This is a genomic window from Microbacterium istanbulense (genome assembly GCF_037204145.1).
GTDB classification, from domain to species: Bacteria; Actinomycetota; Actinomycetes; order Actinomycetales; family Microbacteriaceae; genus Microbacterium; species Microbacterium istanbulense.
Genome location: NZ_JBBDGN010000004.1, coordinates 145248 through 169591, shown reverse-complemented (window position 1 = coordinate 169591; position 24344 = coordinate 145248). Strand labels below are relative to the sequence as shown.

General features: G+C 69.0%; 22 protein-coding genes and 1 tRNA gene. 5 read left to right on the top strand and 18 right to left on the bottom strand.

Annotated elements, in window-relative coordinates:
- Positions 1 to 19: 19 nt before the first annotated feature.
- From WDU93_RS06485 to WDU93_RS06475, 3 genes are all read right to left on the bottom strand, one after another.
- Positions 20 to 1054 carry a ribose-phosphate diphosphokinase gene (locus WDU93_RS06485; protein WP_337318754.1) on the bottom strand — a complete coding sequence of 345 codons (1035 nt, stop codon included), beginning with the start codon at positions 1052 to 1054 and terminating at the stop codon, positions 20 to 22.
- 8 nt (positions 1055 to 1062) lie between these two features.
- The gene (glmU, locus tag WDU93_RS06480; RefSeq protein ID WP_337318752.1) at positions 1063 to 2493 is read right to left on the bottom strand and encodes a bifunctional UDP-N-acetylglucosamine diphosphorylase/glucosamine-1-phosphate N-acetyltransferase GlmU; all 1431 of its coding nucleotides are present in this window, start codon (positions 2491 to 2493) and stop codon (positions 1063 to 1065) included.
- A gap of 1 nt (position 2494) precedes the next feature.
- A tRNA-Gln gene (locus WDU93_RS06475) sits at positions 2495 to 2566 on the bottom strand.
- A gap of 135 nt (positions 2567 to 2701) precedes the next feature.
- Between WDU93_RS06475 and WDU93_RS06470 the strand changes: the two genes are divergently transcribed.
- Positions 2702 to 3226, top strand: a complete 525-nt coding sequence (locus WDU93_RS06470) for a GNAT family N-acetyltransferase (RefSeq protein ID WP_337318750.1) — start codon at positions 2702 to 2704, stop codon at positions 3224 to 3226.
- Here the strand turns inward: WDU93_RS06470 and WDU93_RS06465 are convergent.
- Positions 3169 to 4701, bottom strand: a complete 1533-nt coding sequence (locus WDU93_RS06465; RefSeq protein ID WP_337318748.1) for a gluconokinase — start codon at positions 4699 to 4701, stop codon at positions 3169 to 3171. The two genes, WDU93_RS06470 and WDU93_RS06465, sit on opposite strands and share 58 nt — an antisense overlap.
- A gap of 2 nt (positions 4702 to 4703) precedes the next feature.
- Positions 4704 to 6086 carry a GntP family permease gene (locus WDU93_RS06460; protein ID WP_337318746.1) on the bottom strand — a complete coding sequence of 461 codons (1383 nt, stop codon included), beginning with the start codon at positions 6084 to 6086 and terminating at the stop codon, positions 4704 to 4706.
- 115 nt (positions 6087 to 6201) lie between these two features.
- On the opposite strand from WDU93_RS06460, the gene WDU93_RS06455 reads away from it, so the two are divergent.
- The 3 genes from WDU93_RS06455 to WDU93_RS06445 are packed head-to-tail and all read left to right on the top strand — an operon-like array spanning position 6202 to position 8381.
- Complete coding sequence (locus tag WDU93_RS06455; RefSeq protein ID WP_337318744.1) at positions 6202 to 6921, top strand: FadR/GntR family transcriptional regulator; 720 nt, start codon at positions 6202 to 6204, stop codon at positions 6919 to 6921.
- Positions 6922 to 6928: 7 nt separating this feature from the next.
- Positions 6929 to 7423: a MarR family winged helix-turn-helix transcriptional regulator gene (locus tag WDU93_RS06450; protein ID WP_337318742.1), complete on the top strand. Its 495-nt coding sequence runs from the start codon at positions 6929 to 6931 to the stop codon at positions 7421 to 7423.
- A gap of 16 nt (positions 7424 to 7439) precedes the next feature.
- A complete protein-coding gene (locus tag WDU93_RS06445; protein ID WP_337318740.1) occupies positions 7440 to 8381 on the top strand; it encodes a pseudouridine synthase in 942 nt (313 codons plus the stop codon).
- Here WDU93_RS06445 and WDU93_RS06440 read toward each other — a convergent pair.
- From WDU93_RS06440 to WDU93_RS06385, 12 genes are all read right to left on the bottom strand, one after another.
- Positions 8368 to 9027: a methionine ABC transporter permease gene (locus WDU93_RS06440; protein WP_337318738.1), complete on the bottom strand. Its 660-nt coding sequence runs from the start codon at positions 9025 to 9027 to the stop codon at positions 8368 to 8370. The genes WDU93_RS06445 and WDU93_RS06440 overlap by 14 nt on opposite strands.
- The gene (locus WDU93_RS06435; RefSeq protein ID WP_337318736.1) at positions 9027 to 10073 is read right to left on the bottom strand and encodes a methionine ABC transporter ATP-binding protein; all 1047 of its coding nucleotides are present in this window, start codon (positions 10071 to 10073) and stop codon (positions 9027 to 9029) included. The genes WDU93_RS06440 and WDU93_RS06435 overlap by 1 nt, the downstream gene beginning before the upstream one ends.
- Before the next feature lie 91 nt (positions 10074 to 10164).
- Complete coding sequence (locus WDU93_RS06430; protein WP_337318735.1) at positions 10165 to 11076, bottom strand: MetQ/NlpA family ABC transporter substrate-binding protein; 912 nt, start codon at positions 11074 to 11076, stop codon at positions 10165 to 10167.
- A gap of 103 nt (positions 11077 to 11179) precedes the next feature.
- Positions 11180 to 12940, bottom strand: coding sequence for a Na+/H+ antiporter (locus WDU93_RS06425; protein ID WP_337318733.1), 1761 nt, complete (start codon positions 12938 to 12940; stop codon positions 11180 to 11182).
- Between the two features lie 38 nt (positions 12941 to 12978).
- Positions 12979 to 13917, bottom strand: a complete 939-nt coding sequence (locus tag WDU93_RS06420; RefSeq protein WP_337318731.1) for a carbohydrate ABC transporter permease — start codon at positions 13915 to 13917, stop codon at positions 12979 to 12981.
- A 3-nt stretch (positions 13918 to 13920) separates the two neighbouring features.
- Entirely contained in the window at positions 13921 to 14826 is a 906-nt protein-coding gene (locus WDU93_RS06415) for a carbohydrate ABC transporter permease (RefSeq protein ID WP_337318729.1), read from the bottom strand.
- 42 nt (positions 14827 to 14868) lie between these two features.
- Positions 14869 to 16194, bottom strand: coding sequence for an ABC transporter substrate-binding protein (locus tag WDU93_RS06410; protein ID WP_337318726.1), 1326 nt, complete (start codon positions 16192 to 16194; stop codon positions 14869 to 14871).
- Positions 16195 to 16233: 39 nt separating this feature from the next.
- Entirely contained in the window at positions 16234 to 16605 is a 372-nt protein-coding gene (locus WDU93_RS06405) for a cupin domain-containing protein (protein ID WP_337318724.1), read from the bottom strand.
- The gene (lsrF, locus tag WDU93_RS06400; RefSeq protein ID WP_337318722.1) at positions 16602 to 17492 is read right to left on the bottom strand and encodes a 3-hydroxy-5-phosphonooxypentane-2,4-dione thiolase; all 891 of its coding nucleotides are present in this window, start codon (positions 17490 to 17492) and stop codon (positions 16602 to 16604) included. Before lsrF ends, WDU93_RS06405 begins: the two co-directional genes overlap by 4 nt.
- A 20-nt stretch (positions 17493 to 17512) precedes the next feature.
- Positions 17513 to 19099 carry an FGGY family carbohydrate kinase gene (locus tag WDU93_RS06395; protein ID WP_337318720.1) on the bottom strand — a complete coding sequence of 529 codons (1587 nt, stop codon included), beginning with the start codon at positions 19097 to 19099 and terminating at the stop codon, positions 17513 to 17515.
- A complete protein-coding gene (locus WDU93_RS06390) occupies positions 19096 to 20115 on the bottom strand; it encodes an NAD(P)-dependent oxidoreductase (protein ID WP_337318719.1) in 1020 nt (339 codons plus the stop codon). The genes WDU93_RS06395 and WDU93_RS06390 overlap by 4 nt, the downstream gene beginning before the upstream one ends.
- A 26-nt stretch (positions 20116 to 20141) precedes the next feature.
- Positions 20142 to 20993, bottom strand: a complete 852-nt coding sequence (locus tag WDU93_RS06385; protein ID WP_337318717.1) for a GntR family transcriptional regulator — start codon at positions 20991 to 20993, stop codon at positions 20142 to 20144.
- Between the two features lie 374 nt (positions 20994 to 21367).
- Here WDU93_RS06385 and WDU93_RS06380 point away from each other — a divergent pair, with 374 nt between their 5' ends.
- Complete coding sequence (locus tag WDU93_RS06380; protein WP_337318716.1) at positions 21368 to 22210, top strand: peptidoglycan-binding domain-containing protein; 843 nt, start codon at positions 21368 to 21370, stop codon at positions 22208 to 22210.
- Between the two features lie 13 nt (positions 22211 to 22223).
- On the opposite strand, the gene WDU93_RS06375 is transcribed toward WDU93_RS06380, so the two are convergent.
- On the bottom strand, positions 22224 to 24095 hold the full coding sequence (locus WDU93_RS06375) for an ABC-F family ATP-binding cassette domain-containing protein (RefSeq protein WP_337318714.1): 1872 nt from the start codon (positions 24093 to 24095) through the stop codon (positions 22224 to 22226).
- Positions 24096 to 24344: the final 249 nt, after the last annotated feature.

The window sequence follows — 24344 nt, the reverse complement described above, 5'->3', positions numbered from 1 at the left end:
TGAAGAGTCTTCGCGTCGGCTACGCGTCGCCGCCGAACATGCTCGTCACCGAGCCGTCCTCGAAGACCTGGCGGATGCCGGTGGCCAGCAGCGGCGCGATCGGGAGGATCGTGAGGTTGTCCCACTGCCGCGATGCGGACAGCGGGATGGTGTCGGTGATGACGACCTCGTCGATCGAGTCGTCCTGCAGGCGCTCGGATGCCCGGTCGCTGAAGATCGCGTGCGTGGCCGCGACGATGACGCGGTGCGCCCCGTTGGCCTTGAGTGCCTGCGCGGCCTTCACGATCGTGCCACCGGTGTCGATCATGTCGTCGACGAGCAGGCAGGTGCGCCCCTCGACGGTGCCGACGATCTCGTGCACGGACACCTGGTTGGCGACCTTCGGGTCGCGACGCTTGTGGATGATCGCCAGCGGTGCGCCGAGGCTGTCCGACCACGTGTCAGCCACGCGCACGCGTCCCATGTCGGGCGAGACGACGGTGAGGATCTCGCGGTCCTCGGGGCTGAGCGTGCGCTCGAAGTAGTCCAGCAGCACGGGCTTGGCGAACAGGTGGTCGACCGGGCCGTCGAAGAAGCCCTGGATCTGCGCTGCGTGCAGGTCGACGCTCATCACGCGGTCGGCGCCCGCGGTCTTGAGCATGTCGGCCACAAGGCGGGCACTGATCGGCTCGCGGCCGCGCCCCTTCTTGTCCTGGCGGGAGTAGGGGTAGTAGGGGGCGACGACCGTGATGCGCTTGGCGGAGGCGCGCTTGGCGGCATCCAGCATGATCAGCGTCTCCATCAGCCACTCGTTCACGGGCGCGCCGAAGGACTGCACGATGAACAGGTCGCACCCGCGAATCGACACCTCGAAGCGGGCGTAGATCTCACCCGAGGCGAACGTGCGGTGCTCGACCGGGGCGATCTCGGTGCCGAGGGCTTCGGCGATCTGCCTGGTCAACTCGGGGTGCGAGCGACCGCCGGCGACGACAAGCCGCTTCTTCGTCTTCGCGATCAGGCCGGGAGCGATGTCGTTGTCCCGGTCCAGTTCCACCGTCTTCTTCTTGCGCCCCATCGGTCCGCCTATTCCGCCGATCGTGCCCGGGTTGCCGCGTCTGCGGCACCCGTGCCTGCTCTGTTCTTCTCGACCCACCCCTCGATGTTGCGCTGAGGGGCGACGCTCATGGCCAGGGCTCCGGCGGGGACGTCCTTACGGACGACGGCACCGGCACCGGTCTTCGCTCCAGCACCCAGCCTAACGGGCGCGACGAGCACCGTGTGCGACCCGGTGTGCACCTCGTCGCCGATCTCGGTGCGGTGCTTGTTCACATCGTCGTAGTTGGCCGTGATCGTGCTGGCGCCCAGGTTGACGCCGCGCCCGATCGTCGCGTCTCCGACGTACGACAGGTGCGGAACCTTGCTGCCCTCACCGATCTGCGCGTTCTTGGTCTCGACGTAGGCGCCGATCTTGCCGCCCTCGCCGAGCACGGTGCCTGCACGCAGGTACGAGAACGGGCCGACGGTCGCGTTCGCGCCGATGACGGCGAGGTTCGCGTCGGTGCGGCGCACGACGGCATCCTCCCCCACCTCGCAGTCGACGAGGGTGGTGTCGGGGCCGATCGTGGCACCGGCGGCGATCGTGGTCGCCCGCAGGATCTGCGTGTTCGGCAGCACAGTGACATCGGGCGCGAGGGTGGCGTCGTCGTCGATCCACGTGGTGGCGGGGTCGACGATCGTGACGCCTTCGCGCTGCCAGTGCCGAACGATGCGCGCGTTGAGCACTCGGCCCGCCTCGGCCAGCTGCGCACGGTCATTCACACCGAAGGTGGCGGCGACATCGTCGGCGACCTCGGCCGCGACCGGCTGGTTCGCCTCGCGCAGCAGACCGATCACATCGGTCAGGTACATCTCACCCTGCGCGTTGTTCTGGTCGACGCGTGCGAGGAACGTGCGCAGCAGCGGCGCGCGGAAGACGTACACACCGGCGTTGATCTCGGTGACGGCGGCCTCATCCGGCGTGGCATCCTTCTGCTCGACGATGCGCGCGACGCCGCCCTCGGCGTCGCGGATGACACGGCCGTAGCCCGTCGGGTCGGCCAGGTGCGCGCTGAGCAGGGTCGCTGCGGCGTGCGCGGCGTGATGCGCGTCGATCAGGGCACGCAGGGTGCTGGTCTCGAGCAGTGGCACGTCGCCGGAGAGCACGAGCACATCGCCACCGAACTCGTCCGGCAGTTCGTCCAGCGCGACCTGTACGGCACGACCGGTCCCGGGGATCTCGTCCTGGTCGACGATCCGCGCGGCCGGGTAGCTCTCGGCGAGCGCGGCGACCACCTGGTCTCGCTCGTGCCGCACCACGACCTCGACGATGTCGGCGCCGAGCGCGGTCGCCGTGGTGAGCACGTGGCCGACCAGCGGGCGTCCGCTGATCTCGTGCAGCACCTTGGGCAGGCGCGACTTCATGCGGGTGCCCTGTCCTGCGGCGAGGACGATGATGGCGAGGTTGTTCTCCGTCATGCTCCGCCGCCAGGACTCGAACCTAGACCTCACAGCTCCAAAGGCTGTCGTGCTGCCATTACACCACGGCGGACCACGGCCACCGGGGCCGCGAGACAAGTCTGCCATGTTCGCGGCGCCGCACTGTCGTGCGAGCCGTGTGCGATGACAGGGCGAGCCGGAAGGTGACCGTCATCCCCTGGAAACATGCGTCTGCGATCCTGTCGCCATGCCCCTCGAGATCGAGCGCGTCCGCACGGCGACCCCGGCGCTGGCCGCGTTCCTCGCCGACCATCACGCCGACATGGCCGGCACCGCTCCCCCGGAGAGCCAGCACGCCCTCCCCTTGGACCGTCTGCTCGCGCCGGAGATGCGGTTGTTCGCGATGGTCGATGACGGTCAGCCGATCGCCACCGGTGCGCTCGCCCCGATCGAGCCCGGCCACGAGGAGCTCAAGTCGATGCGCACCGCCCCCGACCGGCGCGGCGAGGGTCTGGGTGAGCGGATGCTGGGATTTCTGATCAGGGATGCCGCGGCGCGCGGCATCCGGCGCATCTCTCTGGAGACCGGCAACGACAGGTTCTTCCAGTCAGCGCACCGGCTCTACGCCCGTGCCGGCTTTGTCGACTGCGACCCGTTCGGCTCGTACCTGCCCGACCCGAACAGCCTGTTCATGACACTCGCCGTGTCGCCCGTTCAGCCGCCTGTGGGAAGGTCGACGGGTAGCGAAGGCGCCAGCCGTCGCAGCCGCTGATACGTGGGCAACAGCGCGTCGTACAGTTCGTCGAAGACCGGCAGCAGCGAGGAGTAGACGGCAGCCTGCGCCGGTCGGGGACGCACCACGCGCTCGACCGGCTGCATACTCGCGGCGACGTCGATCGAGTCGATGAGTCCGAGGGCCTGCATGCCCAGCAGCGCCGCGCCGAACCCGGAGCCTTCTTGGCCGGCGAGCAGCCCGATCGGGGCTCCGAACGTCTCGGCGAGTGTCTGCTGCCAGAGCGGATGCTGGATCACCCCGCCCGTGGCCCGGATCTCGTCGATCTCGAGACCGGCGGCCCGCATCGACTGCAGCACGAGGGCGAGTTGCATCGCCACGCCCTCGACCGCTGCGCGCACCAGGTGCTCACGTCGGTGCGCCCTGGTCAGGCCGATGTACGCACCGCTGGCGATGCTGCTCCAGTGCGGAGCGCGCTCGGAGAGCAGATAGGGCAACATCAGCAGCCCGCCCGAGCCGGCCGGTACCTCGGCGGCCTCGTCGAGCAGCGTCTGGATCGGTGTGTCCGGCTCGGCGATCTCACCCCGCACCCAGTCGAGGGTGACGCCGCCGTTGTTGATGGCGCCGCCGATGACCCAGCGGTCCTCGGTGAGCGCATAACAGAAGACGCCCCCGCGCGGGTCGACGGCAGGGCGGTCGACCGCGACGCGCAGCGCGCCGCTGGTGCCGATCGAGCAGGCGGCGACACCGGGTCGCACGGCCCCGACGCCGAGGTTGGCGAGGGGTCCGTCGCCGGCGCCGACGACGACCGGGGTGTTCATCGGCAGCCCGGTGGCGGCCGCCCCCTCTTCGGTCAGCCCGTCGAGCACGGTCGTGGTCGGCACGAGTTCCGGCAGCTGCTCGGCGCGGATGCCGGCGAGCGCGAGCGCCTCGTCGTCCCACCGGAGGCGATGGATGTCCATCAGCCCTGAGCTTGACCCGAGCGAGTGATCGGTGACGAGCGCACCGCACAGGCGCAGCAGCACCCAGTCTTTCGCGTTCGCCCAGATGGCGGCGTTCTGGCGGATGCGCGGCTCCTGTTCCCGGAACCAGACGAGCTTGACCAGCGGAGACATCGGATGCACGGGGGTGCCGGTGCGGCGGTGCAGTTCGAGCCCGCCCCCCGAGGCGCGGATGCGCTCGGCCTGCACCGCACCACGGGTGTCGGCCCAGGTCACCACGGGCGTGATCGGCTCGAGCTGAGCATCCAGCGCCATCAGGCTGTGCATGGCCGCCGAGAACGACAGGCCGGCGACCCGGTCAGTGCCGATCTCGGCGACGACCTCACGCACGGATTCGTACACGGCGCCGAGGATGAGGTCGGGATCCTGCACGGCGTGACCGGGGAACGGCTCCTCGAGCGGGTACCCGTGCGAGGCCGAGGCCACCAGCTCGCCGGTGACGGAGTAGGCCACCGCCTTGGTCGCGGTCGTGCCCATGTCGACGCCGATGACGATATCGCGTGCGGTGCTCATGATCAGAACAGAGCGTAGACCACGAGGACGAGCGCGAAACCGACGACCGATTCGATGGCCTGCTGCACGGTCCACGTCTTCAGCGTGGTCTTCACATCCATGCCCATCAGACGCCCGACCAGCCAGAAGCCGGAGTCGTTGACGTGGCTGGCGAACACCGATCCGGCAGCGGCGGCGAGGGTGATCGCAGCGACGTCGATCACGCCGAAGCCACCGCTGGTGACGGCCGGGGCCAGCAGGCCCGCCGTCGTGACAAGCGCGACGGTCGCCGATCCCTGCGCGACACGCAGCGCGACCGCGATGAGGTAGGCGGCGAAGATGATCGGCAGCCCCAGGTCGCCGAGTGTCGTCGAGAGCGCGTCGCCGATGCCGGAGGCGCGCAGCACGCCGCCGAACATGCCACCGGCGCCCGTGATGAGGATGACCGATGCCACGGAGCCGAGGGTTCCGTCGACGAGCTTCTCGAGGGCGGTGCCGTTCTCGCCGCGGAACTTGCCAAGCACGAGCAGGGCGACCAGTGCCGTGATGAGCAGCGCAACCGGCGAGGTGCCGATCAGCATGAGTGCCTGCACCCAGGTGGCCTCGGGATCCACGGCACCGACGCTGCCCAGGGCGTTCAGGCCGGTGTTGAGGAAGATCAGCACGAGCGGCAGCAGCAGGATCGAGATGACAGTGCTGACGCGGGGCGGGTTGACCGGCTGATCGTCGTCCGTGGTGCCGAACAGCGCGGGCACGATCATCGGGTGGCGCGAGTTGACGAACTTGCCCCACAGGTAACCGGAGAGGTACCAGGTGGGGAATGCGATGACCAGACCGATGAGCATGACCACGCCGAGGTTGGCACCGAAGAGCTCGGAGGCAGCGACCGGGCCAGGGTGCGGCGGCAGGAAGACGTGCATGACCGAGAAGGCCGCCGCGCCGCTGAAGCCGTACAGCAGCAGGTTCTTGCCGCCGATGCGGCGGGCCACAGCGAAGATGATCGGCAGCATGACGATCAGACCCGCGTCGAAGAAGATCGGGAAGCCGAGGATGAGCGAGGTGACGCCAAGGGCGAAGGCCGCGCGCTTCTCTCCGAAGATCGAGACCATCTTCTCGGCGATCACCCGGGCGCCGCCGCTGGATTCGACCAGCCGACCGATGATGGCGCCCAGTCCGATGAGCAACGCCACCGACCCGAGCGTGCCGCCGAAGCTCGTGACGAGCACTTCGCCGACGATCGCGTCCAGCGGCAGGCCCGTGGCGATGGCGGTGAGCAGCGACACCACGATGAGCACGAGGAAGGCGTGCAGGCGCACCTTGATGACCAAGAACAGGATGAGCAGCACCGCTGCGGCGGCGATCGCGAGCAGCGGCCCCGTGCCGAGGGTCTGAGTCCAATCTTCCATTGATTTCTCCGTTGAAAAGGGATGGATACGGCGTAAAAGTACTACTTAATGCGACCAGGGTCAATCGTAGTATGAATCTCGAACGCGGGGCCCGATCTGCGTTCGAGGAGGAATGATGATCCCCAAAGGCCTGCACGGCGACGTCTTGGACGCACTCGGTCACCGCATCGCCTCTGGCGACCTCACTGAGGGAACAGTCCTCACGCTCGCGCACCTCGAGGAGTCGTACGGCGCGTCACGGACCGTCGTCCGCGAGGCAGTGCGGGTGCTCGAGAGCATGGGGATGCTCGCCTCTCGCCGTCGGGTCGGCATCACGGTGCAGCCCCGCGAGCGCTGGGACGAGCTTGACCCGAAGGTGATCCGGTGGACCCTCGCCGGCCCCGCGCGCCAGCAGCACCTGGAAGCGCTGATGGAACTGCGGGTGGCCGTGGAGCCGATCGCCGCCGCCCTCGCCGCGCAGCGCGCGACGCCCGAGCAGCGGGCGGAGCTCATCCGCCTCTCGGACGTGATGACCGAGCTCGGCACCCAGGGCCAGGCAGACACCGCTCCCTATCTGGAGGCCGACCTCGCCTTTCACTCCCTCGTGCTCACCGCCTCGGGAAACCCCCTGCTGAGCGCTCTGGAACAGCCCGTGCGAGAGGTGCTCGCCGGTCGCACGCACTTCGGGATGCATCCGAAGACGCCCGCCCCCGGCACTCTCGAACAGCACGCCACGGTCGCGGCCGCGGTCGCCGAGGGCGATGCCGCGGCCGCCGAGCAGTCCTCCCGCGCACACCTGCGTGGCGTGTGGGAGGAGATCCTGCCCGGACGTGGTGCGGCGCCGCAGGACGGATAATGGAGGGGTGAGCGAGGCGGATGAGGTCGACCGGATCGTCGGCGCGTGGAACACCCAGCGCCCCGACCTGGACTTCTCGCCCCTCGAGGTGCTCTCCCGGATGGACCGCCTCTCGCGCCATCTCGACCGGGCCCGCCGCGAGGTCTTCCATCGCAGTGACCTCGAGTCGTGGGAGTGGGACGTCCTGTCGGCCCTGCGCCGCGCCGGCTCGCCCTTCCAGCTGAGCCCGAAGCAGTTGCTGCAGCAGACCCTCGTCTCCAGCGGCACGATGACCAACCGCATCGACCGGCTCGTCGAACGCGGACTCGTGGTGCGCGAGGCCGACCCGGATGACGGGCGCAGCGTGCTCGTGACCCTCACCGACGACGGCCGGCTGCGCGTGGATGCGGCGATCACCCGCCTGGTCGATGCCGAAGCCGATCTGCTGCGCGCACTCCCCCGCGGTGATCGCGACCGGCTAGCGGCGTTGCTGCGCAAGCTGAGTCTGAGCTTCGACGCATGAGGTCGCACTGATGGGCATGCCCTCTCCCCTGCCCGTGCGCGATGGGGTGGGCGCGACCCGCCTGCACGTGCCGATGACGGGTGCGTGGCCGACCATCGGCGCGTACATGGCAGAGCGCTTCTTCCACCTCGATCCCGAACGGCTGCTGACCCGGTTCGATCGGGGTGAGATCGTCGGCCGCGACGGCACGCCGCTCACCCGCGAGACGCCGCTGGGCGCCCACGAATTCGTCTGGTACTACCGCGAGCCGCCCGTGGAGCGGGAGATCCCGTTCGAGATCGACGTGCTGCATCAGGACGACGACCTCGTCGTCGCCGACAAGCCGCACTTCCTGCCCACCACCCCCGGCGGCAAGTACCTGCAGAACTCTGCGCTCGTGCGGCTGCGCAACAGACTCGGCATCCCCGAGCTCACCCCGATCCACCGGCTCGATCGGGCGACGGCGGGCCTGCTCATGTTCTCGGTGCGCCCGCAGACCCGCGGCGCGTACCAGCTGCTGTTCGAGAACCGCCAGGTCGAGAAGGTGTACGAGGCCGTCTCGGCACTGCCGGAGGGCTGGGATGCGGCATCCCCGACGCTTGGCGGCCGCGCGTTCCCCCGCGTCTACCGCAACCACATCGAGAAGCTGCGCGCGCACGTGTGCGTGCGGGTGGATGCCGATCGCGAGCCGAACTCCGAGACGCTGATCGAGCTCATCGGATTCGATCAGCACGTGCTGCACACACGGCTGCGCCCGCACTCGGGCAAGATGCACCAGCTGCGCGTGCACCTGGCGGCGCTCGGCGCCGGCATCCTCAACGACGGCTTCTACCCCGAGCTGCTGCCCGAGGCGCCCGACGACTTCACCCGGCCGCTGCAGCTGCTCGCTCGCGAGCTGCGCTTCATCGACCCGCTCAGCGGTGCGCCGCGCGCGTTCGTCACGCGGCGCACGCTGCAGGAGGCACCTACCGGCGCATGATCTTTCGGGCCAGTCGTGCTCCGAGCGTCTGCACGAGGTGGACGAACGCGACGATGAGGATGATCGCCGCCCACATCACGACCGGCTCGAACTGGCGGAAGCCGTAGATCTGCGCGAACGCACCGAGTCCACCGCCGCCGACGAGACCCGCCATGGCGGTCATGTCGATCAGCGCGACGACGATGAACGTGTACCCGAGGATCAGCGGGCCGAGCGATTCGGGGATCGCGACGGTGAAGAGGATGCGCCAGGGCCCCGCGCCCATGGAACGAGCCGCTTCGATCACGCCGGGCGAGACCGAGACGAGGTGCTGTTCGACAATGCGTCCGATCGCGAACGAGGCAGCGATACCGATCGCGAAGGCTCCCGCGTTCACGCCGATGCCGATGCCGATCACGGCCCGCGTGACGGGCATGAGCACCGCGATGAAGATGACGAACGGGATCGGGCGGAAGAAGTTCACGAAGAAACCGATGATGGCATTCAGCACACGGTTGGGCATGAGCCCTCCGGCGCGCGTGACGTACAGGCCGATGCCGATGATCGTGCCGAGCACACCGCTGAGCGCGAGCGCCACGGTGGTCATGTAGAGGGTCTCGAGGGCAGCCTGCCAGAACTCCGGCCACAGCTCGTTGAGGCGATCCATCAGCGTGCCCCTTCCTCGTCGGTGGCGTCGATCTCAGTGACCGACGCGTGGCTGCGGATGGATGCCAGTGCGGCGTCGATCGCGGCATCCGTGCCGCGGATGGCGAGCGTGAGGTGACCGAACGCGCGGCCGCGGATGTCGTTGATGCCGCCGTAGACGAGCTCGAAGTCGAGGCCGGCCTGCGCGAGGTCGACGAACACCTGCGCCTGCGACGAGTCGCCGTCGCGGAACGAGAACGTCACCAGACGCCCGCGGTGGCGCTCCCGCAGCGAGGCGCGCTCGGCCGGTGACGGGATGCCCTTGATCACGGTGCCCACGAAGCGTTGCGATGCCGGGTTCTGCGGGTCGGAGAAGACGTTGAACACGTCACCCTTCTCGATCACGCGTCCGTTCTCCATCACGGCGACCTTGGTGGCGATGGTCTGGATGACGTCCATCTCGTGCGTGATCACGACGATCGTCACGCCCTGCTCCTCGTTGACACGCTTGAGCAGGGAGAGCACCTCGTGCGTGGTCTGCGGGTCCAGGGCGCTGGTCGCCTCGTCGGCGAGGAGGATCGCGGGACGGGTGGCGAGGGCACGGGCGATGCCGACGCGCTGCTTCTGACCGCCGGAGAGCTGCTCCGGGTAGGCCTTCGCCTTGTCGCTGAGGCCGACGAAGGCGAGCAGCTCGGCGACGCGTTCGTCGATGTCGGCCTTGGACCAGCCGGCGAGCTTGAGCGGGTAGGCGATGTTCGCCTTGACGTTCTTCGAGGAGAACAGGTTGAACTGCTGGAAGATCATGCCGATGCCGCTGCGCACCTGACGCAACTCGCGCTCACGCAGTCGGGTGATGTCGACGCCGTCCACGACGATCGATCCGCTCGTGGCGGGTTCGAGGGCGTTGATGAGCCGGACGAGGGTGGACTTTCCGGCACCGGAGTAGCCGATGATGCCGTAGACGTCGCCGGCGTCGATGTCGAGTGAGACGTCGTCGACCGCGACGACGGTGCCGCCGTCCGGCGTCGTGTACGACTTCGTGACGCCGTTCAGACTCACGAGGGGCATGGGGTCCTCCGGGTGGTGGAGCGCGGGAATCGGGCGGTGCGCTCACACGCACCGCCCGATTCTCTCGCACTGGGTGCGGGAAGGCTGAGGGTCAGCCCTGTGCAGCGGTGTCTTCGAGCACCTTCTTCAGCGACGCCTGCAGGTCGGCGGCCGGCGTCTTCAGGGCCACCGCGGTGTCACCCGACGAGGCGAGCAGGCCCGCCTGCACCTCGGGGTCGGTCTGGAAGATCTCGACGAGCTTGAGGTAGGTCTCGTTGTCCTTGTCCTCCGCACGCGCGGCGAAGATGTTCACGTAGGGCAGCGCGTTCGGGTCGGCCGGGTCGTCCTGCGCGATGGCGTCTTCGAAGCTCAGCCCGGCCTGGGTCACGAAGTCGTTGTTGATGATCGCGGCGGCGACGTCGGGCAGAGCGTTCGGGATGAGCGCGGCCTCGAGCGCGGTGACCTTGACCTTGGACTTCGCCTCGTCGACGTCGGCCAGGTCGGAGAAGATCGTGCCGCCGCTCTTGAGCTCGATGAGCCCGGCGGACTGCAGCACGAGCAGGGCGCGCGCCTGGTTGGAGGCGTCATCCGGGACGGCGACGGTCTCGCCCTCGGGGATGTCGGCGACATCCTCGAACTTCTGCGAGTACAGGCCCAGCGGGTAGATCGCGGTGGAGCCGATCGGGGTGAGGTCCTCACCCGAGGCGTCGTTGTACTGCGCGAGGTAGACGATGTGCTGGAACTGGTTCAGGTCGAGCTCACCCGCGGCCAGCGCCGGGTTGGGCTGCTCGTACGAACCGAAATCGACCAGTTCGACGGTGATGCCCTCGTCGGCGGCGGCCTCGACGAAGGCGGGCCACTGCTCGTCGCTCTTGCCGACGACGCCGATCGTGACGGTCTCATCCTCGGTCGAGCTGCTGTTCGACCCCGCATCGGTGGAACCCGAAGCGCACCCCGCGAGGGCGATGAAAAGCGGTACGGCGGCGAGCGCGGCGATGACAGAAGTGGTGGTGCGGCGGGTCATGTGAAGGGCTTCCTCTCTTGGGGGACTCGGATACGGTACGTGCGCGCCGCAGCACGCACCGAATCGCTCCGTCACAGAACGTCACGCGCGGTGAGAGCCCGTCTCAGTCGAACTCCTCGATGCCCTGCAGACGCACCTGCTCGAGGTCGAGACGGGCCGCGATCCGCCGGACGATGAGGTCGTCGACCGCCCCGGATCGACGAAGACCCAGCAGCACCTCCCGCTTGTGATCGAGCATCGCGAGCTTCAGCCTCGTGAATTCGGCGTGGCGGATCAGCGGCGAGCGCTGCAGCAGGTCGACGTCGGTGGAGGTCGCGATCATCTGCAGGGTGACGCCGTCGATGACCGGGGTGGATCCGGCCGCGCCCGTCTCGTCGAGCGGCGCCTCGACGCGGGACGGCTCGCCGGGGACGGCCAGGGGGTCGGGCTCATCGAGCAGGGCATCGAGGGCCTTGGCTTCGGCATCCACCAGCGCCTGTTCCCTGGCGAGCGCCCTGGCGTTCGCGTACTCGAGAAGCAGGTAACCCTCTTCGCGCACCCGGTCGCGCACCTCCTGGCCGACGCCGTGCTCGACGGCCAGATCGTCGATCACCGCCAGAGACGCACCCGAGATGGCGCGCTCGGCCAGTTCGAGCTCCTCGTCCTGGCTGTGGTCGACCGGCATCCGCGCCCACCGCAGCACCGCGGGCAGCAGCGGCCCCTGCACGAGCAGGCTGAGCAGGATGACGCCACCGGTGATGAACACGATCGCGTCGCGACCGGAGACACCGCCGACGAACCCGACGGTGCTCGGCACCGACAGCGCGATCGCGAGCGAGACCGCTCCGCGCATGCCGGCCATGGTCGAGACCACCCGTGCGCGGGAGCGCAGCCCGCGCGGGATGGTCGTCGACCGGCTTTGGAAAGGCGTGTTCAGCAGCTGGAACAGGAAGCGCACCGCGAGCAGGGTCGCCCAGATGGCCACCGAGACGAGAGCCAGTCGTCCGATCGCAGCGGCGGAGATCTCATGCAGCACGAACTGCACTTCAAGGCCGATGAGGATGAACAGCGCCCCGTTGAGCAGGTACACCCCGAACGGCCAGACGGCGTCGGTCTGGCGCCGGGAGGACGCGGTCGTCACGCGGGGTGAGACGTAGGCGATGATCAGGCCCGCCACCACCACGGCCAGAACACCGGAGGCCTCGACGATCTCGGCGACGAGGAACGCCGTGAACGGCACCAGCAGCAGAGTGACGTTGATCGCCATGGTCGAGCTCACGCGGCGCAGCAGCAGGTAGGCGGCCCCTGCGACCACGACGCCGACGACGATACCGCCTCCGTACGACAGCAGCACCGCCCCGGTGACCGACAGCGGTGTCACCTGGCCCCCCACCGCGATGGACACGGCGATCGCGTACAGCACCAGGGCGGTGCCGTCGTTGCTCAGGCTCTCGGCCTTGAGCTTCATGAACATCCGCTGCGGCAGCATCCGTCCCAGCGCCGCGACAGCGGTCGCATCCGGCGGGGCGACGGCGGCGCCGAGGATGAGCGCGATCTCCCACGGCATCCCGCACAGCACACCTATTCCGGCGACGGCGAAGGCCGAGGCGACGACGAGCAGGGTGCTCATCGGCAGGATGTACCGGAAGTCACGACGGATCGACCGCAGCGAGGTGGTCAGGCTCTCCCAGAAAAGCATCACCGGCAAGAACAGCAGCAGCACCGTCTCGGGCGGCAACTGCACGTCACGCAGCGCCGGCACGAAACCGAGCAGCAGTCCGAGCACCACCAGCACGAGCGGCAGGGCCAGCCGCACCCGCGGTGCGAGCAGGGTGCCCACGAGGATCGTCAGTCCGAGCAGGACGGTGACCTCGAGTCCTTCCATGTACGTCTCCCAACGACAGCGAGAGAAGAAGGTTATCCCTACTTGATGCTGCCCTGGGTCAGTCCGCCCACGAGCCACTTCTGCAGGAACAGCGCCAGCAGGTAGATCGGGATGAGGCCGGAGAGGCTCGCCGCGGCCATCTGCCCGAACATCACCTCGCGCCCGCCCTGCATGAGGGCGATGCCGACCGGCAGCGTCTGTGACGCGACGCTCTGCGTGAGCAGCAGCGGGATGAGGAAGTCGTTGTACACGAGGATGAACACGATGATCGAGACGGCGATGATTCCGGGGGCGGTCAGCGGCAGGATGACCGACACGAGGGTGCGGATCGGCCCGCAGCCGTCGATCTGCGCGGCCTCGTCGATCTCGAACGGGATCGCGCGGAAGAAGCCGTCCAGCAGCCAGACGGCGACCGGGGTGAGGAGCAGGCCCTCGATGATGCCGAGGCCGATCACCGAGTCCATGAGGCCGGCGGCGCGCACGAGCACGAACAGCGGGATGATCGCGACGATGGGCGGCGCGACGTATGCCGAGACGATCAGACCGAGCGTCTGCTTGCCCCCGGCACGGAGCCGGGCGATCGCATAGTTCGCGGGGATCGAGATCGCCAGCGCGACGATCACCGCCACCAGCGCCGCGCCGAGCGAGTTGCGCAGGTAGATGAGGATGGGCCACTCCCCGAACGCCGCTGTCCAGTTCTCGAACGCCAGCCGGGAGGGAAGGATGCGGGTGGAGAGGATGTCGTCGGGGCTCTTGAACGACATGCCCACCATGTACAGGATCGGCAGGAGCGAGAGCAGGATGGCGATCACGATCACGGCGGACTTCAGCACCGTGACCAGCGCCGGCGGGCGACCGGGGCGCGAGATGTTCGCGGTGCGGACCTTCACGCGTCGGCGCCGACGCGCGGGCGGGAGCACGAGAGTGCGGGTGGCGCTGTCGTCAGCGACCGAGGAACCAGGGAACGTCTGAGACATGACTCAGCTCTCCTTGTGCAAACGCTGACGGGCGGCGTTCAGCGGGACGATGATGATCGTGACGAGCACGAGGAATGCGATGGTCTGCGCCGCGGCGGCACCGACGTCGAACGTCTGCAGACCCGTGCGGTAGATCTCGTAGCTGCTGACAGTGGTGTCGAAGCCGGGCCCGCCGCTGGTCATTATGAAGACCAGGTCGAAGACCTTGAAGGAGACGACGAGCTTGAGCAGCAGCACGGTGACCAGGCTCGGCAGCACCAGCGGGAAGGTGATGCGCCAGAAGGTCTGCCACACCCCCGCGCCGTCGACCTGCGATGCCTCGTATACCTCGGTGGGGAGCGTCTGCAGGGCCGCGAACACCAGCAGCACGCAGAACGGGGTCCACTGCCAGGCGTCGACGACGATGAGCGAGATCATCGCCGCGGGCGTCGACCCGAGAAAGAGGAAGGGCTCCGAACCCGGCGCGAGGGTCTGACCGATGTTGTTGAGCAGACCGCCGGTGGGGGCGAGCATGAGCTTCCAGATGACGCCGGCCATGACCGGCGGGGTCATCAGCGGCAGCAGCAGGAGCACACGGATGATGCGTCCGCCCTTGACTGCGGCATCCAGCGAGAGGGCCACCACCAGCCCCGCGATCAGGGCGATGAGCGCGGACGGGATGGCGAAGATGAGCGACCTGCCGAGGGACGGGAGGGTGACCCCGTCCCCCAGCAATGCCGTGAAGTTGTCGAACCCGACCCAGTCCGAGAAGGGCCGGCCCAGCGACGACTCCGAGAAGGAGGCGGCGATGATGTACCCGAGCGGGTAGATCGCGATGATCGCGACGGCGATGATGGCCGGCGCGAGCAGCGCGCGACCCGCCCAGGGAGCGCGCCGTGTGGCGCGGTCCCCGGTGACGAGCTGCGACATGGGTGGTCCTTTCTCAGAGGGGGGTGGGGAACGACGCCGGGCTCACTTAGCGAGCGTCTGCCACTGGTCCCAGGTCTGCTGCATGGCCTCTTCGGCGGTGATGCTGCCCTGCAGCATGAGCGCGAGGTTGTCGTTCAGCGACTGGATCATCTCGGGCGCCTCGGGCGAGGTCGGCCAGGACTGCGCGTTGGGCAGCACCTCTGCGGCGACGGCGGAGACCTCAGGAGCGAACTCCTGGTAGGCGGCGCTGTCCAGCGTCGAGGTGCGGATCGGGTCGACGCCCGAACCGGTGGTCGTGATGAGCTTCTCGTTCACGCCCTTCGACGAGGCGAACGCGACGAACTCCTTGGCGAGGTCTTCGTCGCTGGCGCTCGGGCTGATGCCCATCGCCCAGCCGGCGTTCAGCGCGCCGGAGACCGATCCCTCCGGGCCGACGGGCAGCGGGGCGACGCCCCAGCCGTCGACGATCTTCGACTGCTCCGGGTCCTGCGCGAACACGCCCAGGTCGGTCCAGAACTCGATCATGCCGACGGAGCCGGACAGGAACTGCGGGAGGGCCTGTTCAAAGCCGACCTCGAGCGGGCTGGGCAGGGCGTACGGTGCGGCGTCGAGCATCGACTGAGCCGCCGCGACGGCGGCATCCGTGTTCAGCTGCGGCATCTGCGGATCGATCGGGTCGGGCGACATGGTCGCCAGTCGGTTGAAGAACGTCGAGCCGATGTTGAACGCGTTCTTCGAACCGAGCAGCGCGTTGCCGTAGACACCGTCGGCCTTCTCCGCCTCAGTGATGGTCTTCGACACCTCGATGTACTCGTCCCAGGTGGTCGGGACCTCGACGCCGTTACGTTCGAAGATGGCCTTGTTGTAGAAGAGCACGTGCGTGTCACCGTCGATCGGCAGACCGTAGGTGGCGCCTTCGTACTGCGTGTACGGGGCGAACACCGCCTCGATGAAGTCCGGCGCGTCGATCTCATCGTCACCCTCGACCCAGTCGGTGATGTCGGCGAGGGCGTCGGATTCGGCGAGGGCACCGACCGAGGTGTACCAGTACTGGATGACGTCGTAGTTGCCGGTTCCGGACTGGGCGTCGAGGATCGCCTTGGTCTGGATCTGGTCGTAGGGCACGACCTCGACCTGCACGTCTACGCCGTCGTGCTCGGCCTCGAAGTCGGCCTCGAGGATCTTGCCCGCCCCCTCCTGGGGCGCGGCGATGAGAACCTTCAGGGTCTTCTCTCCGCTGTCGGAAGTCTCACCGCTGCCCCCGCCGCAGCCAGCGAGCGTGAGGGCGGCGACCGTGGTCGCGGAGACCGCCAGGGTCAGCCGGGTGGGACGGGAGAAGAGGGTTGAGGAGCGTCGTTGCACACTCATGGTGTGTCCTTTCACTGTGATGCGGGTTGGGGGTGAGGGTCAGGATGCGGACGCGTCGGGCGTCCACGGCTTGTCGACCTTGTCGCCGTCGACCCAGGGGGTCTTCACGAACACGGCGCGGAAGGTCTCGTCGAAGGGGTTGCGCACGAAGTGCTCCTCGTGCGGTACGGCATGCAGCACGTCGCCGGCGGAGAGGATCGCCGGCGCTTGCCGGTCGATCCAGAACTCGGCGCGTCCCTCGAGCACCACGAACGACTCGGTGTGGTGCTCGTGGATGTGGTTGCCGAACTCGTCACCAGGTCGCAGGACGACGACGCCGAAGGCGGCGTCATCCGACTGGGAGAGATATCCGGGACCCCAGTCGCCGAAGCGCAGCGCCGCATCGGCGGAGCGCAGCACCTCGGAGCTCATGCCGAGACCGTCGTCTCGCTGGCGCTGCGGAACAGCTCGAAGGCCTCGGCGGGGTCGAGGTCGTCGTGCACGACGGCGCGCACCGCGGTCATCATCGCCGCGGGGTTCGCGCTCTGGAAGATGTTGCGCCCCATGTCGACACCGGCCGCCCCCGCGCGCACGGCGCGGGATGCCATCGTCAGGGCGTCCAGTTCGGGCAGCTTCTTGCCACCGGCCATGATCACCGGCACGGGGCATCCGGCGACGACATCCTCAAAGCCCTCGTCGCAGTAGTACGTCTTCACGAGCTGGGCGCCGAGTTCGGCGATGATGCGGGTGGCCAGGCCCAGGTAGCGAGCGTCGCGGACGAGCTCCTTGCCGACCGCGGTGACGCCGAGCACGGGGATGCCGGCGGCGTAACCCTCGTCGACCAGGGTGGTGAGGTTGCGGATGCTGCGCGACTCGTGCACGCCGCCGACGAACACCTGCACGGCGACGGCATCGGCGTTGACCCGCACCGCGTCCTGCATGGCCATGGCCGTGTACTCGTCGGAGAGGTCCTTGAGGATCGACGGGCCACCCGATGCACGCAGCACGAGGCCGGCCTGCGTCGCCGGCGGAATCGAGGTGCGCAGTGCACCGCGCGTGCACATCAGGGCGTCGGCCTGTGCCGCCAGCGGGGCGATGTTGAGGTCGATCCGCTCCAGGCCCGACGTCGGACCCTGGAAGTAGCCGTGGTCGAAGGCGAGCATGACGGTGCGGCCGGTCTGCGGGTCGAGGATGCGGGCAAGACGGTTCTGCATGCCCCAGTCGAGGTTCGACGCGCCGCGGATGGCGTGGGTGAACGAGGCGGCGGGTACGTCGGGGTGGAACTGCTTGGCGGCGGAGTTGCCTTCGAGATCTGCCATGGGTTTCTCTTTCGTCGAGGTCAGCCGAGGGTGTCGGCGGTCGTGGGGCGGTGGGCGAGCGCGGCGCGGGCCGCGCCGGGCGGGGTGAACAGGGGGGTCAGGTCGGTGCCGGAGATCGAGAGCACGTCGCGGTAGACGCGGTGCCAGCGTTCGGCGATCAGCCGGTAGGCGTCGTGCTCGGCCGCGTCGGCACGCACGACGCGATCAGGCTCGCCCATCGGGGGGAGATCCGCGCCCACACCGCGGGCGGCGAGGCGCGCCGCGCCGTAGGAGGTCGCCTCCGGCGCGGGGGTGACGAGCGTGTCGAGGCCCGTGACGCCCGCGATGATGGTGGGCCACAGGGAGCCGGCGCTCGACCCACCTGTGAACGTCACGGTTCCCTCTGCCACGGCACGCCCGTCGGTGAGCGCCGAGAGGATGTCGAGGTGGGCACCGGCGACGATGGCCGCGGCCTCCTCGATCGCTCTGATGAACGCGCCGCGCGAGGAGTGCGCGGCGTCGTTGATGTCGAAGCCGACGAAGGCCGGAGCGGCCTGATGCCAGGCGTCGGCCTGCATGACGTTCGCCATGGTGGCGACGATGCCGTGGGATCCGGCCGGGACGCCGGCAGCCCACTCCTCCATGACGCTGAACGCGGACCGGCCGGTGAGGGCACCGGTGGCGGCGGCATCCGGGCACATCGCGTCGCGGAACCAGCGCATAGCCAGGCCGGAGAGGAAGCCGATGCCCTCAACCATCCAGGTGTCCCGGTCGACGTGGCACAGGGTGCGCAGGCGACGCTCGGGGTCGATGAGCGGCTCGGAGACGACGGCCGTGGTCTGCCAGAACGTGCCGGCGACGATCGTCGGCACCCCTTCCCGTGCGGCGATGCCGTGCAGCGCCAGCTGGGTGTCCGCGCCGCCCGTGACGACGGGGGTGCCAACGGGCAGGCCGGTGGCCGCGGCAGCGGCAGCGGTGACCGCGCCGACGATCTCGCCGCATTCGACCACCGGGGGCAGGATGCTGCGGTCCACGCCGACGAGGTCGGCGAGGTGGGCCGACCAGGTGCGCGAGCGCAGGTCGAACAGTGCCGAGCTGGAACCGCACGTGGGGTCGGTCACGAACTCGCCGGTCAGCTTCGTGGTTACCCAGTCGCTGATCATCCCGATGTGCCGGGCCTGGGCGAGCAGGTGCGGCTCGTGGCGGGCGATCCACCGCAGACGTGCGGGAGCGGTGATGGAGACCCAGTCCCCGGCCGTGGCGTAGATCTCCTCGGCGATGCCGAGTGCGACCAGTTCGTCGGCCTCGGCGCGGGAGCGGCCGTCGGTGTTGGGGCAGGCCCACAGCTCCTCCCCCGCAGACCCGTAGAGCACGAAACCTTCGCGCATGCTCGACGCGGCGACGGCGGCGACGCGACGGTCGCCCAGCGTGGCCACGACCTCGCGGATGGCTCCGCCGACCGCCGCCCACCCGAGGTTGGTGTCGAAGGTCGTGCCGCCCGGGTGGCCGGGGACGGCGACGTGCGTCCACTCGCGGGCCGCCTGTGTCACCAGGCGCCCCTCGGTGTCGAACGCGAGCGCGCGCGCCGAGCCGGTGCCGGCGTCGATGGCGAGGAAGACGTCGCTCATCGTTCCCACCGCAAGGGGTCACCGGCGACGAACGCCTGGATCTCGGAGGCGAGCATGTCGGCGCCGCGGGCGAGCGTCTCGTAGGTGGCGCCGGCCAGGTGCGGGGTGAGCAGCAGGTTCGGCTCGGCGACGAGCTCTCGCCACGGACCGTCGGGCTCGTTCACGTCGAGGGCGACGCCGCCGAGCTGACCGCTGCGCAGCGCCTCGAGCATCGCCTGCTCGTCGACCAGGGACTCGCGGGCGGTGTTGATGAGGAACGAGCCGCGGGGCATCAGGGCGATCTGCGCGGCGCCGATGAGGTGCCGGTTCTCGGCGGTGGCCCTGGCGTGCACGCTGACGACGTCGCTCTGGGCGAGCAGCGTGTCCAGGTCGCCGACGATGGTGGCGTCGGTGACCGACGCCGGGTCGACGAACGGGTCGTAGGCGAGGATCGTGGCCCCGAGTGCCCGAGCGCGCTCGGCGACGAGACGGGCGACGTTGCCGTAGCCGATCAGCCCCAGCCGCAGGCCCTTGACCTCCCGGCCGAACCAGCGGGCGCCCTCGAACGTCGACTCGGCGAGCGGGCGTCCGTCGGCGACGCGCTCGTCGACGTCGCGGACCGAGGCGGGGACGTTGCGCACGAGAGCGATGAGGAATCCGATGGTGAGGTCCGCCACGGCGTCGGCATTCTTGCCGGGGGTGGTGGTGACGCGCACGCCGCGTTCCTTCGCCGCGGCGAGGTCGACGTTGACGGGGCCGCCGCGAGCGCAACCGGCCAGACGCAGCTCGGGCAGGGCGGCGAGAACCTGGGCGGTGAGGGGGGCGGCGTGGAAGGCGATGACGTCGTACCCCTGGGCCACAAGGGCGACTTCGGCCGGGTCGCCCTCGAACTCGTGGATCTTCGAGGTGTCCCAGGTGGGGTCCGCGATCGTCATGGTCACGGCGTCGGCGGCGAGTCCGCGCTGCTCGAAGGCGCGCAGGAACACGTCGGCGCTCATGTAGCTGTCGCCGATGACGAGGATGCGGGGGTCGGTCATGTCGTGGTCTCCGTTTAGGTCGGGCGTCAGCGTGACGGTCGGGTCTCGGTGCGTCCGTCGGTCGGACGCGAGGCGGTCGGGTAGCGGCCAGAGGCGGTCTCGTTCGAGATGCCGCCGGCGTCGAAGCCGGTGTCGACGCTCACGCGCAACCGATCGGTGCGCACCGAGGCCCGCGAGATGTCGATCGGTTCGCCGTGCTGGTCGTAGGCGACGGCCTCGACGACGACGATCGGATGCCCGGGTTCGACATCGAGCAGGCCGGCGAGCACACGGTCGGCGGCGACGGCCTCGATGGTGCGGTGCATCCGTGCGATCCGAACGCCGACCACGTTGGTGATGGCGGCGTACAGGCTCGCGCGCGGGTCGCGGAGGTCGGGCAGCACCCCGGCGAACCGGGTGGGGAGGTAGTTGATCACGTGCACCGCGGTGCGGGAGCCGACGGCGCGCACTCGCTCAAGCACGAAGCCGGTGCCGTCGGGCGAGGTGCGACCGACGACCGCGGCAGCCCACGACGGGAGCGGTTCGATGCCGGCCCGGAGAATCTCGGATCGCAGCGCACTGCGCCCGTCTTCGCTGTACTCGCCGAGCAGGCTCGGAGCAGACGGCAGGGTCCACGCGGATGGACCCTGAGCGCGCTCGACGAAGGCGCCCTTGCCCTGCTGGCGCGAGATGATGCCCGCGCTCTCGAGCCGCGACAGCGCCTCGCGCACCGAGGTGCGAGAAGCGGAGAAGTGCGCGCACAGCTCGCTCTCACTCGGCAGACGGTCACCCGGCGCCCACGTGCCGTCGGCGATCTGCACCTCGATGGCGCGCATGATCTGGAACCAGATGGGGGCCGTCGACGCACGGTCGAGCGGGGGCAGCGTGAGCGCAGACATGCGGCCTCTTCGGGGAGCGGGTGCGGGGGCACGATTCGGGGGTTCGTGGTCGGGCATCGGTGCCTGACATGTATCGATCTTGAGGCACAACTCGTATCGAGAATAGATACAAGTCAAAAGTCTCCGACGGACTCTTGCAGGGATCTTGAAATAGTTGTTGACCAGGTTTTTTTAGATCATCTACTCGGCGGACGCCGATCCGAAGGGCCCCGCGCTCGCCCCCCGGCGGCGGGCTGACCATACAAGTTCGACACGAGATCAGGCCGCAGGGACCGCGAGGGCGAGCGGGCGCCCGGAGATGGGGCTGTGCCGGGCGGCCTCGAGGGCTATCGTGTGCCGTGTGGGGGTCGGTCACACCGATCGAAGGAGCAGTCATGAACGTGGCACCGTGGAGCACGATCGGCGGCGGAGTGGACTGGGCTCCCGTCCGCGCCATCCAGTACCTTCTCCGGGCACACGGCCACGCGGTCGCGGCGGACGGGGTGTACGGCCCGGCCACGACCGCGGCGGTCTCGGCGTTCCAGGGCGGCGCGGGTGTGAGTGTCGACGGGATCGTCGGGCCGGAGACCTGGGTGGTGTTGCACATCGAGACCGCGCAGGGGCAGACGGGCGATGCCGTGCGCGCCGTGCAACAGTTCGGACTGGTGCCATCACCGGGCATCGAGCCGCTGATAGTGGACGGCGACTTCGGTCCGATCACGCGCGAGCGCGTTCAGCACTTCCAGACGTCGTGGGGGCTGTCGATCGATGGCATCGCCGCCTACGAGACCTGGTCGTTCCTGAGCTCACTCGTCCCCGGCTTCCAGCGCTGGCCTCTGGTCAAGGTCGGATCGACGCAGGCCAGCAACTGGCGGGTGCTCGCTGCGCAGTACCTGCTGCGCCATCGCGGCGCGGGCATCGTCGCGGATGGCGTGTTCGGGCCGCTCAGCGGCGCGGCGATCCAGGCCTTTCAGCAGACCCTGCGCGCCACGTTCATCGGTGACACGGTCGGTCAACTCGACTGGCCTGCGCTGATCGAGACGGTGTCCCTCGGCGCTTCCGGCGACGCGGTGCGGGCCGCGCAGACGCTGCTGCCAGGATCCCTGACGGTCGACGGCGCCTTCGGCCCGGTGACGGATGCGGCGGTGCGCGACTTCCAGACGATGTTCGCGCCGCCCGCAGACGGCATCGTCGGCCCGGTCACCTGGCACGCGCTGACTCAGCCGATCTTCGACTGATCGGTACGACGTCTCAGCCGATCTGCTCGGTGAGGTCGAACCACTGCTCTTCGAGCGCGGCGATCTCGGCCTCCTGCGCGGTGATCACAGCCATCTTCTCGCCGAGCCCGGCATAGTCGGACTGGTCATGGTCGACGAGGGCGTGCTTGGCAGCATCCACCTGCTGGGTGAGCTTCTGGATCCGCCGCTCCAGCGCCGCGACCTCCTTCTGCGCGGTGCGCAGGGCTGCGCCGTCGAGACCGGGAGCGGATGCCGTCGCCGCCACGGTCGCGGAGGGCTGATCGGCCTGCTTCTCCTGCAGCTCGCGCAGGCGCAGGTACTCGTCGACGCCACCGGGCAGGTGGCGCAGTCGGTGGTCGAGGATCGCGAATTGCTGGTCGGTGACGCGTTCGAGGAAGTACCGGTCATGACTGACGACGAGCAGCGTGCCCGGCCACGAGTCGAGGAGGTCCTCGATGGCGGCGAGCATGTCGGTATCCATGTCATTCGTGGGCTCATCGAGAATCAGCACGTTGGGCTGCTCGAGCAGCACGAGCAACAGCTGAAGGCGTCGCTGCTGGCCACCGGAGAGGTCTTTCACCGGTGTGGACAGCTGCGCGGACGAGAAGCCCATCCGCTCGAGCAGCTGACCGGGCGTGAGGTCCTGCGCCTTGGAGCCGGTGCCCAGGGTGTACGACGTGCGCAGCCGCGAGATGACCACGCGTACGGGGTCGTTCCAGACGGCGTCGAGCTCGTCGAGGCGCTGGGTGAGCGTGCGCACCTGCACGGTCTTGCCGTGCTTGACACGGCCACTGGTGGGAGCGATGGTGCCGGCGATGAGGCCGAGGAGCGTCGACTTGCCCGCACCGTTCACGCCGAGGATGCCGGTGCGCTCCCCCGGCGCGATGCGCCACTCGACGTCTCGCAACACGACCTGGGTCCCTGAGCCTGTCGAAGGGTCTGAGCCTGTCGAAGGGTCTGAGCCTGTCGAAGGGTCTGAGCCTGTCGCCCGCGACGGGTAGCTCACCCCGGCATCCAACAGGTCGACGACATCTTTGCCGAGCCGCGAGACCGCGAGTGACTGCAGCGAGACCTTGTCGCGGATCTCGGGCACGTCTTCGATCAGCTGGTTGGCCGCCTCGATGCGGAACTTCGGCTTGCTCGTGCGGGCGGGGGCGCCCCGGCGCAGCCAGGCAAGCTCCTTGCGGGCAAGGTTCTGCCGCTTGGCCTCGGTGGCCGCGGCCATGCGGTCGCGCTCGACGCGCTGCAGGATGTACGCCGCGTAGCCGCCCTCGAACGGCTCGACGATGCGGTCGTGCACCTCCCAGGTCGTGGTCACGACCTCGTCGAGGAACCATCTGTCGTGCGTGACGACGAGCAGCGCGCCGGCGTTCTTGGCCCACCGGGTCTTGAGGTGCCCGGCAAGCCACGTGATGGCTTCGACGTCGAGGTGGTTGGTGGGCTCGTCCAGGGCGATGATGTCCCAGTCACCGGCAAGCAGCTTCGCCAGCGAGACGCGGCGGCGCTGGCCACCGCTCAGGGAGGAGACGGGCGCATCCCAGGGCAGGCCGCGCAGCAGCCCGTCGATGACATCACGGATGCGGGCATCCCCCGCCCACTCGTGATCGGCGGCGTCGCCGACCACGGCCGCGCTGACCGTCAGCGAGTCATCCAGGGTGTCGGCCTGGTCGAGCACCCTGATGCGGGTGCCGCCGCGGAACGTCACGCGTCCGGCATCCGGTTCCTTGGTGCCGGCGAGCATGGCGAGCAGGCTCGACTTGCCGTCACCGTTGCGACCGACGATGCCGATCCGGTCGCCCTCCTCGATGCCGAGGGTGATGGAGTCGAAGACGACGCGGGTGGGGTATTCGAGGTGGAGGCCTTCGGCCCCGAGAAGATGTGCCATGTCCTTACCAGGATAGGCGCCGGCCTGCGCGTGAGCCTGTCGCCTGCCGGGCCGTGAGCGTGCCGACAGGCATCCGCGCCGACAGCGTCCGCGCCGGCAGGCATCCGCCCCTCCGGCATCCGACCATCCGGCATCCGAATTTCGGAGAGACCTCCGCTTTTCGGACGATTTCGCCCGATCCGTCCGAAAATCGGCCATCCGTCCGAAATTCGGATGCTGCCGCAGCGCCCAACCGGGCAGACGACGACG